5 protein-coding genes, 1 tRNA gene and 1 rRNA gene are annotated in these 14,049 nt (G+C 70.9%); 1 reads left to right on the top strand and 6 read right to left on the bottom strand.

Going from position 1 to position 14,049, the window contains the following annotated elements:
- Positions 1-62: 62 nt before the first annotated feature.
- The 4 genes from E2B92_RS17295 to E2B92_RS17280 all read right to left on the bottom strand — a co-directional run bounded on the left by E2B92_RS17295 (position 63) and on the right by E2B92_RS17280 (position 10,687).
- Positions 63-995 (bottom strand): helix-turn-helix domain-containing protein, encoded by a 933-nt coding sequence (locus E2B92_RS17295; RefSeq protein ID WP_235023862.1) that lies wholly within the window; start codon positions 993-995, stop codon positions 63-65.
- Between the two features lie 207 nt (positions 996-1,202).
- Positions 1,203-4,058: a DNA translocase FtsK gene (locus tag E2B92_RS17290; protein ID WP_235023861.1), complete on the bottom strand. Its 2,856-nt coding sequence runs from the start codon at positions 4,056-4,058 to the stop codon at positions 1,203-1,205.
- 139 nt (positions 4,059-4,197) lie between these two features.
- Entirely contained in the window at positions 4,198-4,878 is a 681-nt protein-coding gene (locus E2B92_RS17285; protein ID WP_126888114.1) for a response regulator, read from the bottom strand.
- A gap of 244 nt (positions 4,879-5,122) precedes the next feature.
- A complete protein-coding gene (locus E2B92_RS17280) occupies positions 5,123-10,687 on the bottom strand; it encodes a hybrid sensor histidine kinase/response regulator (protein WP_185923712.1) in 5,565 nt (1,854 codons plus the stop codon).
- Positions 10,688-10,970: 283 nt separating this feature from the next.
- Between E2B92_RS17280 and E2B92_RS17270 the strand changes: the two genes are divergently transcribed.
- Positions 10,971-13,622: a SpoIIE family protein phosphatase gene (locus tag E2B92_RS17270; protein ID WP_126888116.1), complete on the top strand. Its 2,652-nt coding sequence runs from the start codon at positions 10,971-10,973 to the stop codon at positions 13,620-13,622.
- A gap of 58 nt (positions 13,623-13,680) precedes the next feature.
- Here the strand turns inward: E2B92_RS17270 and E2B92_RS17265 are convergent.
- Together E2B92_RS17265 and rrf are read right to left on the bottom strand one after the other, a co-directional pair.
- Positions 13,681-13,753, bottom strand: a tRNA-Thr gene (locus E2B92_RS17265).
- Between the two features lie 226 nt (positions 13,754-13,979).
- A 5S ribosomal RNA gene (rrf, locus tag E2B92_RS34135) occupies positions 13,980-14,049 on the bottom strand; the annotation flags it as partial.

Genomic DNA, 14,049 nt, shown 5'->3' with positions numbered 1-14,049 from the left:
CACCAGCCGGGTCGCCCCACCACCAGGGCCACCCGACCAGCCGGGCCACCCCACCAGCCGGGTCACCCCACCTCGGGGTCGCCCTTGGTGTACGACAGGCGCTCGACCTGACCGGACTCGAACTCGTCCTCGACCTTCTTGCCGTTCACGAACAGCTCGATCGCCCCGGCGTTGCCCAGGATCAGATCCAGCCGCTCGTCGTCCTGGAAGGTCTTGGTGTCGCCCTTGAGGAGCAGCCCGTCGAAGAGCAGCTTGCCGTCGCGCGCCTTGGCCGAGATCCAGCTCTTGTCGTCCGTCGCCGTGAGCCGGACGGTGACCTTGTCCTTGGGGGCGGCCGCGATGGCGCTCTCCGAGGGGGCCGGCGGCGGGGCGACCGCCTTGGGCGGCTTCGGCTTGCTGGTGGCCTTCTGCGCCGGAGCGGGACCCTCGGCCACGTGGTTCTTCCGGGAGCCGCCGCCGTCACCGTTGAACATGGTGAAGCCGACGAAGCCGATCACCGCCACGATGGCGGCGACCATGGCGGCGGTCCAGTTGGGACGCCGCCGCTCCGGACGGATGCGTTCGGCCTCGAACAGCGGCGCGGCCGGCGTCGGCGCCGGGCGGCCGCCGTGCTCGGCGTCGTACTGCTCGACGAGGGCGACGGGGTCGAGACCGACCGCACGCGCGAGCGTGCGGATGTGGCCACGGGCGTACACGTCGCCGCCGCAGCGCGAGAAGTCGTCCTCCTCGATCGCGTGGACGATCGGGATGCGGACGCGGGTGGAGGTGCTGACCTCCTCGACCGTCAGGTCGGCGTCGACGCGTGCCTGCCGCAGCACACGGCCGATCGAGGGCCGGGCGTCCTCGGGAGCGTCCGGGGCTTCCGGAGCGTCCAGGGCGTCCGAGGCGTCCCGGGCAGCCGGGGCGTCCGGGGCCGCCGGAGCGTCCTTGGCGTCCGGGGAAACGTCGTCAGGGGTCGAAGGCCGGTCGTCTTCGCGGGAGTTGCCGATGGACACGGGGGCGCCTTTCGAGCGTGTAACCACCTGCTGGAGGTTCAGTCTATGGGTGGTACGAAAGGGTGGAGCAACCGGGCGGACGCACTTTGTAGGCCATCGGAATGGCCGCGCGCCCGAGGGACGGGACACCTATTCTCCGCCCCTCCCTCCAACTTGACGTACGAAGGTGGGAAACGGTTGCTCACGGTTCCCTAACGAGTGAGAGTCCTAGGAGTCCGACTCCCCACGGATGACAGCCAGTACTCCGTCCAGCTCATCGGGTTTGACAAGGACGTCCCGCGCCTTGGACCCCTCGCTCGGTCCGACGATGTTGCGCGACTCCATCAGGTCCATCAGCCGCCCGGCCTTGGCGAAGCCGACGCGCAGCTTGCGCTGGAGCATCGACGTCGAGCCGAACTGCGTGGAGACGACCAGTTCGGCGGCCTGGCACAGCAGGTCCAGGTCGTCGCCGATGTCCTCGTCGATCTCCTTCTTCTGCTTCGTACCGACGGTGACGTCGTCGCGGAAGACCGGCGCCATCTGCTCCTTGCAGTGCCGGACGACCGCCTGGACCTCTTCCTCGGTCACGAAGGCGCCCTGCATCCGGACCGGCTTGTTGGCCCCCATGGGCAGGAACAGGCCGTCGCCCTTGCCGATCAGCTTCTCGGCGCCCGGCTGGTCCAGGATGACGCGGCTGTCGGCGAGCGACGAGGTGGCGAAGGCGAGCCGGGAGGGCACATTGGCCTTGATCAGGCCCGTGACGACGTCCACCGACGGCCGCTGCGTGGCGAGCACCAGGTGGATGCCGGCGGCCCGGGCGAGCTGCGTGATGCGGACGATCGCGTCCTCGACGTCCCTGGGCGCGACCATCATCAGGTCCGCCAGCTCGTCGACGATGACCAGCAGGTACGGGTACGGCTGGAGCTCCCGCTCGCTGCCCGCCGGCGGCGTGACCTTCCCGGCCCGTACGGCGGCGTTGAAGTCGTCGATGTGCCGGTAGCCGTACGCGGCGAGGTCGTCGTACCGCAGGTCCATCTCGCGCACGACCCACTGGAGGGCCTCGGCGGCCCGCTTGGGGTTGGTGATGATGGGCGTGATCAGGTGCGGGATGCCCTCGTACGCGGTCAGCTCGACCCGCTTGGGGTCGACGAGGACCATCCGGACGTCCTCCGGGGTCGCCCTTATCATCACGGACGTGATCAGGCAGTTGATGCACGACGACTTGCCGGAGCCGGTGGCGCCGGCGACCAGGATGTGCGGCATCTTCGCGAGGTTGGCCATCACGTAGCCGCCCTCGACGTCCTTGCCGAGCGCGACCAGCATCGGGTGGTCGTCCTCGGCGGCGTCGGCGAGGCGCAGCACGTCGCCGAGGTTGACCATCTCGCGGTCGGTGTTGGGGATCTCGATGCCGACGGCGGACTTGCCGGGGATCGGCGAGATGATCCGTACGTCGGGGCTGGCGACCGCGTAGGCGATGTTCTTCGTCAGCGCCGTGATCCGCTCGACCTTCACGGCCGGGCCGAGCTCCACCTCGTACCGGGTGACCGTCGGGCCGCGCGTGAAGCCGGTGACGGCCGCGTCGACCTTGAACTCCTCGAAGACCTTCCGCAGGGACGCGACGATCGCGTCGTTGGCGGCGCTGCGGGTCTTGCCGGGCCCGCCGCGCTCCAGCAGGTTCAGGGAGGGCAGGGAGTACGTGATGTCCCCGGCGAGCTGGAGCTGCTCGGCGCGCGCGGGCAGGCCGCCCTCGGGCTCCTCGCGGACGGGCGCCGGCTTGGTGAGGTCCGGTACGAGGCCCTCCGGCTCCTCCGCCTCCCCGGCGGGCTCCCGCGCGGGCGGTACGGAACCGGTGTCGCCCACCTTGGCCGTCCGGCCGCTCCGGGCCTGGCGGGCCTGCCCCGCCCGCTCCCCCGTGACGTCGCGGGTCAGGTCGGCCACCAGCGGCGAGGGCGGCATGCCGTTCAGCACCGCCCCGTCGAGCGCGGCGGCCGCGGCGGCCGCGACGTCCACGGCGTCCATGGGCCGGTCGAAGTCGGGGTCCTCGGGCGCGACGGCCTTCCGGGGGCGCCGGCGCCGGGTGAGCGCCTCCTCCTCGGCCTGATCCGGGCCGTACGCCCCGTCGGCGGCCGCCCCCGCACCGCGCCGCCGCGACCGGGCGGGCAGCGCCTCGCGCCACTGGTCGTCGTAGCGCTCGTCGTCCTCGGTCACGTCCCGTACGCCGGGCTCGACGATCCCGAGCCGCACACCGAGCGCCCGCAGGCGCCGCGGGATGGCGTTCACGGGCGTGGCCGTGACGACGAGCAGCCCGAAGACGGTGAGCAGCACGAGCATCGGTACGGCGAGGACCTCGCCCATCATGAAGATCAGCGGCTTGGAGGCACCCCAGCCGATCAGTCCGCCCGCGTCCCGCACCGCCTCGCTGCCCTGGTCGCGGCCGGGCGAGCCGCAGGCGATGTGGACCTGGCCGAGCACGCCGACGACGAGTGCCGACAGACCGATGACGATCCGGCCGTTGGCCTCGGGCCTCTCGGGGTGGAGGATCAGCCGGATGGCGACCGCGCCGACGAGGAGCGGCACGAGCAGGTCGAGCCGGCCGAAGGCGCCCGTCACGAGCATCTCGACGAGGTCGCCGACCGGCCCGTGCAGGTTGGCCCACGTCCCTGCGGCGACGATCAGGGCGACGCCGAGGAGCAGCAGGGCCAGGCCGTCCTTGCGGTGCGCCGGGTCCAGTCCCTTGGCGCCGCGCCCTATGCCGCGGAACATGGCGCCGACCGCGTGTGCGAGGCCCAGCCACAGGGCGCGCACGAGCCGGTACACGCCCCCGGTGGGTGAGGGTGCGGGTTTGGGCGCGGCCTTCTTGGCCGCCGCCCTTTTCGCGGGTGCTTTCCTGGCGCTCCTGGCGGGGCCCTTGGCCGGGCCCTTCGCCGCGGGCGCGGTCTTCTTCGCGGGTTGCGCGGTGCGCGCGGGTTTCGCGGGAGGCATCCCTGGGGCCGCCTTCTTCGCTGCGCCGGTCGTACGGCCGGCGCGCGGCTTCGCGGTGCCCGCCGTGCCTGGGGAACCCTTGCCGGACGTACGTGAGGCCATGGGGGTGAGGTTACCGGTGTGGGGCGCGGTGGACACGTGTGCCCACCGCTTCACCCGTTCGTGTCGTCTGTGCGGCGTACGAGGGTCTGACGGCCGCTCAACCGGGCGGCCACGGTGGCCGGGAGCCGGTGGCCGGGGGTCAGTTCTGCGCGGGCAGCGTGGGGGAGCCGCCGCTCCCGGTGCCCGGTTCGAGTGCGTCCAGCGCGCGGCGCAGTCCGGTGAGCTTGCGCTCCAGGTGGGCGGCGGTGGCGACGGCCGCGGCGTCCGCCGAGTCGTCGTCGAGCTGCTTGGACAGCGCCTCCGCCTGCTCCTCGACCGCCGCGAGCCGCGCGGACAGTTCGGCCAGCAGGCCCGGCGACTCCTTGACGGTTCCGCCCTGGCCGCCGCCCTCGAGCTGGAGCCGCAGCAGCGCGGCCTGCTCGCGGAGCTGACAGTTCTTCATGTAGAGCTCGACGAAGACGGAGACCTTCGCGCGCAGCACCCAGGGGTCGAAGGGCTTGGAGATGTAGTCCACGGCACCGGCCGCGTACCCCCGGAAGGTGTGGTGCGGCCCGTGGTTGATCGCCGTCAGGAAGATGATCGGGATGTCCCGTGTCCGTTCCCGACGCTTGATGTGCGCGGCGGTCTCGAAACCGTCCATACCTGGCATCTGGACGTCCAGCAGAATGACCGCGAAGTCGTCCGTCAGCAGCGCTTTGAGCGCTTCCTCCCCTGACGATGCCCGCACCAGTGTCTGATCGAGCGCAGAGAGGATGGCCTCCAGCGCCAGCAGATTCTCCGGTCGGTCATCGACCAGGAGGATCTTGGCCTTCTGCACCATGGCCCGTCCTCCTCGCCCCGGCAGTTGGCCGGGCGCCGCCCCAGGGGACGACTCCCTTGCGCCGTCCGTCCTTGTGCCGGTCATGGTAGCCGCACCCCGCCTGTCACCACACCCTGTCACCGCGATGTCACTGTGCACGTAGCAGAAACGCGGTGGGAGACCAGAAGGTTCCCCGAATCCCGCCCTCTCACACGCTTTCGACCACAGTCAGTCAGCAACTCGCCAGGAAAAGGCCCTCCTCTGCTCACTCTCCGCGCATCCACTGCTCCATGACGGAGAGCAGATGATCCGGATCCACCGGCTTCGTAACGTAATCGGAAGCGCCCGACTCGATGGCCTTCTCCCGGTCGCCCTTCATCGCCTTCGCCGTGAGCGCGATGATCGGCAGCCCGGCGAACTGCGGCATCCGGCGGATCGCCGTCGTCGTCGCGTAGCCGTCCATCTCCGGCATCATGATGTCCATCAGTACGACCGTCACATCGTCGTGCTGCTCCAGGACTTCGATGCCCTCCCGGCCGTTCTCCGCGTACAGCACCGACAGCCCGTGCTGCTCGAGCACGCTGGTGAGCGCGAAGACATTGCGGATGTCGTCGTCGACGATCAGCACCTTCTCGCCGTGGAACGCGAAGCTGGGCCTCGGCTCGTGCGCCTCCTGCCCCGCCGCCGCCCACGTCTCCGCCGCCCCGGCAGCCCCTGAGCCCCCGGTCGCCGCGCCGGTCGGCACACCAGAAGCATCGGACGCACCCACCGCCCCGCCCGCCTGGCCGGCCCCACCGGACTGGCCGGACTGACCGGGCTGGCCCGGCAGGGCCGTCCGCTGCTCCGCGGCGCCCAGGGCCGCCCGGCGGCGGTGCCGGAACAGGGCACCCGCGCCGGAGCGCCGCTCGGACCTTTCGGGGCGCCCGCCGTCGCCGTGCCGCTCCACGTGGCCCTCCAGTACGCCGTCCTCGACGCCCTGGCGCAGCTCCGCGCCGGAACCGTGCCCGTAGCCCTGCGGGGGAAGCTCGCTCGGGTGCAGCGGCAGGTACAGCGTGAAGGTGGACCCCCGGCCGGGCTCGCTCGCCGCGTGGATCTCGCCGCCCAGCAGGCGGGCGATCTCCCGGCTGATCGACAGCCCCAGTCCCGTACCGCCGTACTTCCGGCTGGTCGTGCCGTCCGCCTGCTTGAACGCCTCGAAGATCACCCGCATCTTGCTGGCCGCGATACCGATACCGGTGTCGGTCACCGAGAAGGCGATCAGGTCGCCCTCCGGGTCGCGCAGCGAACCCGCCTCCAGGAGCTGCTCCCGGATCGACGGCGGCACGTCCGCCCTGGCCGGCCGGATCACCAGCTCCACCGCCCCGCTGTCGGTGAACTTCACCGCGTTCGACAGCAGGTTCCGCAGCACCTGGAGCAGCCGCTGCTCGTCGGTGTGGAGCGTGGCGGGCAGCTCGGGCGAGACCCGCACCGAGAAGTCGAGCCCCTTCTCGGCGGTCAGCGGCCGGAAGGTCGCCTCCACGTAGTCGACGAGCTGCACCAGCGCGATCCGGGTCGGGCTGACGTCCATCTTGCCCGCCTCGACCTTCGACAGGTCCAGGATGTCGTTGATGAGCTGGAGCAGGTCCGAGCCCGCCCCGTGGATCGTCTCGGCGAACTCGACCTGCTTCGGCGACAGGTTCCCGTCCGCGTTGTCGGCGAGCAGCTTCGCCAGGATGAGCAGCGAGTTCAGCGGCGTACGCAGCTCGTGCGACATGTTCGCCAGGAACTCGGACTTGTAGCGCATGGAGACCGCGAGCTGCTCGGCCCGCTCCTCCAGGACCTGCCGGGCCTCCTCGATCTCGGTGTTCTTCACCTCGATGTCGCGGTTCTGCTGCGCCAGCAGCTCGGCCTTCTCCTCCAGCTCGGCGTTGGAGTCCTGGAGGGCCTTCTGCCGGCTCTCCAGCTCGGCGGAGCGCTCGCGGAGCTGCTCGGTCAGCTCCTGCGACTGCTTCAGCAGCACCTCGGTCTTGGTGTTGACGCTGATGGTGTTGACGCTGGTCGCGATCATCTCCGCGATCTGGTTCAGGAAGTCCCGCTGGATCTGGGTGAAGGGCTGGAACGACGCCAGCTCGATCACCCCGAGGACCTTCCCCTCGAAGAGCACCGGCAGCACGACCACGTGCGCCGGGGCGGCCTCACCGAGACCGGAGGAGATCCGCAGGTAGCCCGGCGGCACATTGACCTGGATGGTCCGCTTCTCCTCGGCCGCCGTACCGATCAGCGTCTCGCCCGGCCGGAACGACGTGGGCATCGACCCGGACGAGTAGCCGTAGCTGCCGCGCATGACCAGCTCGTACGAGCCGTCCTCGTCCGCCCCGATCTCGCCGCCACCGGTCGGCATCGCCAGGAAGAACGCGCCGTGCTGCGCCGAGACGACCGGGGTGAGCTCGCTCATGATCAGCGAGGCCACGTCGTCGAGGTCGCGCCGCCCCTGCATGAGGCCGGAGATCCGGGCCAGGTTTCCCTTGAGCCAGTCCTGCTCCTCATTGGCGAGGGTGGTGTCGCGCAGGTTGGCGATCATGGTGTTGATGTTGTCCTGGAGGACCTGGATCTCGCCCGCCGCGTCCACGTCGATCTTCAGGTTCAGGTCGCCCCGGGTCACGGCCGTGGCGACGGCCGCGATGGCCCGCACCTGGCGGGTCAGGTTGCCGGCCATCTCGTTCACCGACTCGGTCAGGTCGCGCCAGGTGCCGTCGACGTCCCGCACGCGCGCCTGGCCGCCCAGGATGCCCTCGGTGCCCACCTCGCGGGCGACCCGGGTGACCTCCTCGGCGAAGGAGGAGAGCTGGTCGACCATCGTGTTGATGGTGTTCTTCAGCTCCTGGATCTCACCGCGCGCGTCGATGTCGATCTTCTTGGTGAGGTCGCCCTTGGCGATGGCGGTGGTGACCGTGGCGATCTGGCGCACCTGACCGGTCAGGTTGGACGCCATCGAGTTCACCGACTCGGTCAGGTCCTTCCACGTACCGGAGACGCCGGGCACCCGTGCCTGGCCGCCCAGCTCGCCCTCCGTACCCACCTCACGGGCCACTCGCGTCACCTCGTCGGCGAACGAGGACAGGGTCGTCACCATCGTGTTGACCGTGTCGGCCAGCTCGGCCACCTCGCCGCGCGCCTCCACCGTCACCTTCTTGGTCAGGTCACCGTTGGCGACCGCCGACGACACCCGCGAGATGTTCCGCACCTGGGACGTCAGGTTGTTGGCCATCACGTTGACGTTGTCGCTCAGGTCCTTCCAGATGCCGGTGACGCCCCGCACCCGGGCCTGGCCGCCGAGGATGCCCTCCGTACCCACCTCGCGGGCGACCCTGGTCACCTCGTCGGCGAAGTTGGAGAGCTGGTCGACCATCGTGTTGACCGTGGTCACCAGGTCGAGGATCTCGCCGCGCGCGTCGACGGTGATCTTCTTCGACAGGTCGCCCTTGGCGACCGCCGTGGTCACCTCGGCGATGTTGCGCACCTGGGAGGTGAGGTTGTTCGCCATCGAGTTGACGGACTGGGTCAGGTCCTTCCAGGTGCCGGAGACGCCCTGCACCTCGGCCTGGCCGCCCAGGATGCCCTCCGTACCCACCTCGCGGGCCACCCGGGTGACCTGCTCGGCGAAGTTGGAGAGCTGGTCCACCATCGTGTTGAGCGTGTTCTTCAGCTCCAGGATCTCGCCCCGGGCGTCCACGTCGATCTTCTGCGACAGGTCACCCCGCGCCACCGCGGTGGCGACCTGCGCGATGTTGCGCACCTGGGCGGTGAGGTTGCCGGCCATGCCGTTCACCGAGTCCGTCAGGTCGCGCCACACACCGGCGACGCCCGGCACCTGCGCCTGACCGCCCAGCCGGCCGTCCGTACCCACCTCGCGGGCCACCCGCGTCACCTGCTCGGCGAACGCGGAGAGCTGGTCCACCATCGTGTTGATGGTGTTCTTCAGCTCCAGGATCTCGCCCCGGGCGTCCACGTCGATCTTCTGCGACAGGTCGCCCCGCGCCACCGCCGTCGTCACCTGCGCGATCTGACGCACCTGCGAGGTGAGATTGCCGGCCATGAAGTTGACGGAGTCGGTGAGCTCCTTCCACGTACCGGACACACCCGGCACGCGTGCCTGGCCGCCGAGCCGGCCCTCCGTACCCACGTCCCGCGCCATCCGCGTCACCTGGTCGGCGAACGACGAGAGCTGGGCCACCATCGTGTTGACGGTGTTCTTCAACTCCAGCATCTCGCCCGCCACGTCGACGGTGACCTTCTGCGACAGGTCGCCGTTGGCGACCGCCGTCGTCACCTGCGCGATGTCCCGCACCTGGCCGGTGAGGTTACGGAAGGCCGTGTTCACCGAATCGGTGAGGTCCTTCCACGTCCCCGCCGCACCCGGCACCTCCGCCTGGCCGCCCAGCCGGCCCTCGACGCCCACCTCCCGCGCCACACGGGTCACTTCGGAACCGAACGCCGAGAGCTGGTCCACCATCGTGTTGACGGTGTTCTTCAACTCCAGCATCTCACCGGCCACATCGACCGTGACCTTCTGCGACAGGTCGCCGTTCGCCACCGCCGTCGTCACCGTCGCGATGTCCCGCACCTGCGTCGTCAGGTTCCGGAAGACGGTGTTGACCGAGTCGGTCAGGTCCTTCCACGTCCCCGCCGCGCCCGGCACCTGCGCCTGACCGCCCAGCAGCCCCTCGGCACCGACCTCGCTGGCCACCCGCGTCACCTCGTCGGCGAACGTCCGCAGCGTCTCGGTCATCTGGTTGATCGTGTCGGCGAGCTGCGCCACCTCGCCCCGTGCGCTCACCGTCACCTTCTGCGACAGGTCACCGTTCGCCACCGCCGTCGTCACCTCGGCGATACCGCGCACCTGGGACGTCAGGTTCCCCGCCATCGTGTTGACGGAGTCGGTCAGGTCCTTCCACACACCGGCGACGCCCGGCACCTCGGCCTGACCGCCCAGCTCACCCTCCGTACCCACCTCACGCGCCACCCGCGTGACCTCGGAGGAGAACGACGAGAGCTGGTCCACCATGGTGTTCACGGTGTTCTTGAGCTGGAGCATCTCACCGGCCACATGGACGGTGACCTTCCGCGACAGGTCGCCCTTGGCCACCGCGGTCGTCACCAGGGCGATGTCACGCACCTGAGCGGTCAGCCGGTACGCCATCGTGTTGACCGAGTCGGTCAGGTCCTTCCACGAACCCGACATACCGCGCACCTGCGCCTGGCCGCCCAGCTTGCCCTCGGTACCGACCTCGAGCGCCACCCGCGTGACCTCGTCGGTGAACGCCGACAACTGGTCGACCAGGTTGTTCACCGTACGGGCGACCTTCAGGAACTCGCCCCGCAGCGGCCGCGCCGACCCGTCCGCGCCGTCAGAACGCAACTCCATCCGCTGGTCGAGGTCACCCTCCGCGACCGCCGACAGCACCCGGCCCACCTCGGACACCGGCCGCGTCATGTCGTCCACCAGGGCGTTCGCGGCCTCGACGGCCTGGGCCCACGCCCCCTCGCCCGGCCCCACCTCCAGCCGCTCCGAGAGCTTGCCCTCACGCCCGACGACCCGCCGCACCCGCGACAGCTCACCGGTCAGGTGCATCTGCCGGTCGGCGACCTCGTTGAAGACGGAGGCGATCTCCGCCATCACGCCGTCACCGGTCACGGTCAGGCGTTTGCGGACGTTGCCGTCCCGCATCGACACCAGGGCCGCCAGCAGCCGCTCCAGCGCGGCGGCGTCCACCTCGACGGTCCCGCCGCTCCGGGACCGTCCGCCCTTCGCGCGCGTGCTACCGCCCCGCGCCGTCACGCCAGACTCCACCGTGTCCCTCCCGAAGGGGTTGACCGTACTGCTCGGGCATTACCGCTCCCTCTGCCGCTGGAAGCCTTCCCAGTGTTTCACCACGACAGAACCAGGCCATAACAGTTCGGCAGCTTCGCATAACGTCCCCGTCCCCGGGGGACGGAAACAGCGGTGACCACCATCCGCCCGGACAGCGAAGGTAAGTAACCTGGCATCCGGCTGTCCAACCGCCCCGGTCCGCCCGGCAGGGGCGGCGCGACGCCGCACGACCACCGGGCACGGGGGAGGGGCAGGGCCGATCATGGCAGAGCCGGGCGTCGAGACGCGTACGAGGAGTTCTGTGATCACCGCTCGGGCGGCCGCCACCTTCGAACCCGTGGGACGGTCCGTGGCGACCGCCCGGGCCTTCGTCCGGGACACCCTCCAGGGCTGGGGGTACACCGACGTCGTCGACGACGCGGTGGTCCTGACCAGCGAACTCGTCACCAACGCCGTCATCCACGCCGGCACCGCCGCCGACGTCCTGTGCCTCCGCACGGAGAACGGCGTACGGATCGAGGTCGCCGACCGCTACCCCGAGCGCGAGGTCCCCCTTCAGGGCACCGGCCGCTCCGCGACCAGCCCCGACAGCGAGAACGGCCGCGGCCTCCTCCTGTGCGCCGCCCTCGCTTCCCGCTGGGGCGTGGAGTACTCCCCGACCCACAAACAGGTCTGGTTCCAGCTCGACCTCCCCGAGCGCCCCGTCGGCACCCGCGCCGCCGGCCCCCTGCTGGCCACCGACCTCCTCCCCGTCGCCGACGACCGGGTCCGCGTCGCCGTCACGCAGATCGACCGCAGCGGCTGCATCACCGCCTGGAACGAGGACGCCGAGCGCCTCTTCGGGTACGCCGCCGACCAGGTCGTCGGCAAGCCACTGGGCGACTTCGCCGCCTGGCCGCACACCCCCGGCATCGGCACCGGCATCGCCGAGGCCCTCCGCCTCTCCCGCTGGGAGGGCAGCTACGGCATCCGCGGCACCGACGGCCGCGTCATCCCCGTCTACGCCTCCCACCTGCGCGTACGCGACACCAACGGCGAGCCGTCCACCGTCTGCCTCCTCGTGCGGGACTACGAGCGCGCCATCCTCCAGTCCCCGCCGCGCACCCCCGTCGACTCCAGCAACGAGAGCCGCACCACCGACCCGTTCGAGGTCTTCATCGGCTCCCCCGCCCCCGACGACCTCGACGGCCTCCTCCAGCGCACCGTCGAACGGGCCCGCGACATGCTGGACGGCGACGCCGCCTTCCTCCTCCTGGCCACCGACGACGAGACCGAGCTGGAGGTACGGGCCACCACGGGCCTGCCCTCCGCCCGCCAGCGCTTCGCCCGCGTCCCCGTCGAGGCCGCCGGCACCGGCCGGTACTCCTCCGCCCGCATGCCCGCCGTCCACGAGGACCTCCTCGCCGTCCCCGGCTCCGTCCCGCTGCTCAACGGCACCGGCATGCGGTCCGTGGTCACCGTCCCCCTCAAGGTCGAGGGCCGCCTCACCGGCTCCCTCGGCGTCGCCGCCGAAGCCTCCGGGCGGTACTCGAACGAGGAGGCCCTCCGCCTCCAGTTCGCCGCCGACCGCATCGCCCTCGCCGTCGAGTCCGCCCGGCTCGGCGAGCTCGAACGCCTCCGCCGGGGCTCGCTCAGCTTCCTCGTCGAGGCTTCCGACCTGCTCGCCGGCACCCTCGACCGCGACCAGACGCTCGCCCTCATGGCCCAGATGACGGTCCCCACACTCGCGACCTGGTGCGCCGTCTACACGATCGCCGACCCCACCTCCGAGCCGTACCTGTCGTACGTCCTCCACGAGGACGAGGAGCGTATCGACGGCCTCAAGGCCCTCCTGTCCAAGATCCCCCCACCGGAGCCGGTCCCGTCCCCCGGAGCGCGCGTCTGGACCGCCCCCGCCGACGCCGCCCACCAGGCCGCGCTGCGCACCTCCATGCGCGAGCTGGGCCTGGGCTCCACCCCGCTGTCCTCCGGCATCGGCACGACGCTGGCCACGGCCTCCGCGGTCGGCGGCGAGACCGTCGTCCTCCCCCTGGTCGCCCGCAACCGCGTCATCGGCATGCTGACCCTCGGCAAGCCCTCCGACGACCACTTCCGCCAGGAGATCCTGGAGCTCGCCGAGGACCTCTCCCGCCGGGCCGCCCTCGCCCTGGACAACGCCCGGCTGTACTCGGAGCGCACGGCCATCAGCCAGTCCCTCCAGCGCAGCCTCCTGCCCCCGGGCCTCCCCCAGATCCCCGGCGTCGAGGTCGACGTCATCTACCGCGCCGCCGGCGAGGGCAACGAGGTCGGCGGCGACTTCTACGACCTCTTCCCCATCCGGGAGAACGCCTACGGCTTCGCCATCGGCGACGTCTGCGGTACGGGACCGGAGGCGGCCGCCGTCACCGGCCTCGCCCGCCACGCGCTGCGCCTGCTGGCCCGCGAGGGCTTCGGCGGCCCGGCGGTCCTGGAGCGCCTGAACGCCGCGATCCTCGACGAGGGCGCCCGCAGCCGCTTCCTCACCCTCCTGTACGGCGAGCTGTGGCCCCAGCCGGACGGCAGCGCCCTCCTCAAGGTCGTCTGCGCGGGCCACCCGCTTCCCCTGCGCCTCCGCCAGGACGGCTCGGTGGAACCGGCGGCCGAGCCGCAGCCGCTGCTCGGCGTCATGGAGGACCTGGAGCTGTACGAGCAGACCGTCACCCTCGACCCGGGCGACGTCCTCCTGTGCGTCACCGACGGCGTCACCGAGCGCCGCGAAGGCCCCCGCATGCTGGGCGACGACGGCCTCGCCGAAGTCCTCACCACGTGTACGGGCCTGACGGCCGGCGCGGTCACCGCCCGCATCATGCGCGCGGTCGAACGCTTCGCCGCCGAGCCGCCCTCCGACGACATGGCCATCCTCGCGATGCGCGTCCCGGAGCCCCACCAGGAATGATTGTCCGTCAACGCGAAGAAGGCCCCCGCCACTTGGGCGGGGGCCTTCTTCGTATCGGAGCCCCCAAACGGAATCGAACCGTTGACCTTCTCCTTACCATGGAGACGCTCTGCCGACTGAGCTATAGGGGCCGGCTTGTCGCTCCGGGGTTTTCCCCTCGGCAACGAGCTAAAGCATACCTCGAAGGAACGGATTCGCCTAACCGGGCGCTGACGGACCGTGCGCCCCGAAGTCGGCGTCCTGTGGGGCAAGCTGACCGCCCCTCAACTGCCCGCCCGGCCACCTTGCCGGCTTGTGCCGGAACGCAGAAAAGCCTCAGGCCCCGGACACGAAGTCCAGGGCCTGAGGCCAATAATAGTTCGGCGGCGTCCTACTCTCCCACAGGGTCCCCCCTGCAGTACCATCGGCGCTGAAAGGCTTAGCTTCC

Origin of the sequence: Streptomyces sp. WAC05374 (assembly GCF_004353505.1) — a bacterium.
Classification (GTDB): Bacteria; Actinomycetota; Actinomycetes; order Streptomycetales; family Streptomycetaceae; genus Streptomyces.
This window is presented reverse-complemented; position numbering and strand designations above follow the sequence as displayed.

Excerpts from the sequence above, each read along its gene's own strand:
- E2B92_RS17290 (WP_235023861.1), bottom strand. The coding sequence starts at position 4,058 with ATGGCCTCACGTACGTCCGGCAAGGGTTCCCCAGGCACGGCGGGCACC.
- E2B92_RS17285 (WP_126888114.1), bottom strand. The coding sequence starts at position 4,878 with ATGGTGCAGAAGGCCAAGATCCTCCTGGTCGATGACCGACCGGAGAAT.
- E2B92_RS17270 (WP_126888116.1), top strand. The coding sequence starts at position 10,971 with ATGGCAGAGCCGGGCGTCGAGACGCGTACGAGGAGTTCTGTGATCACC.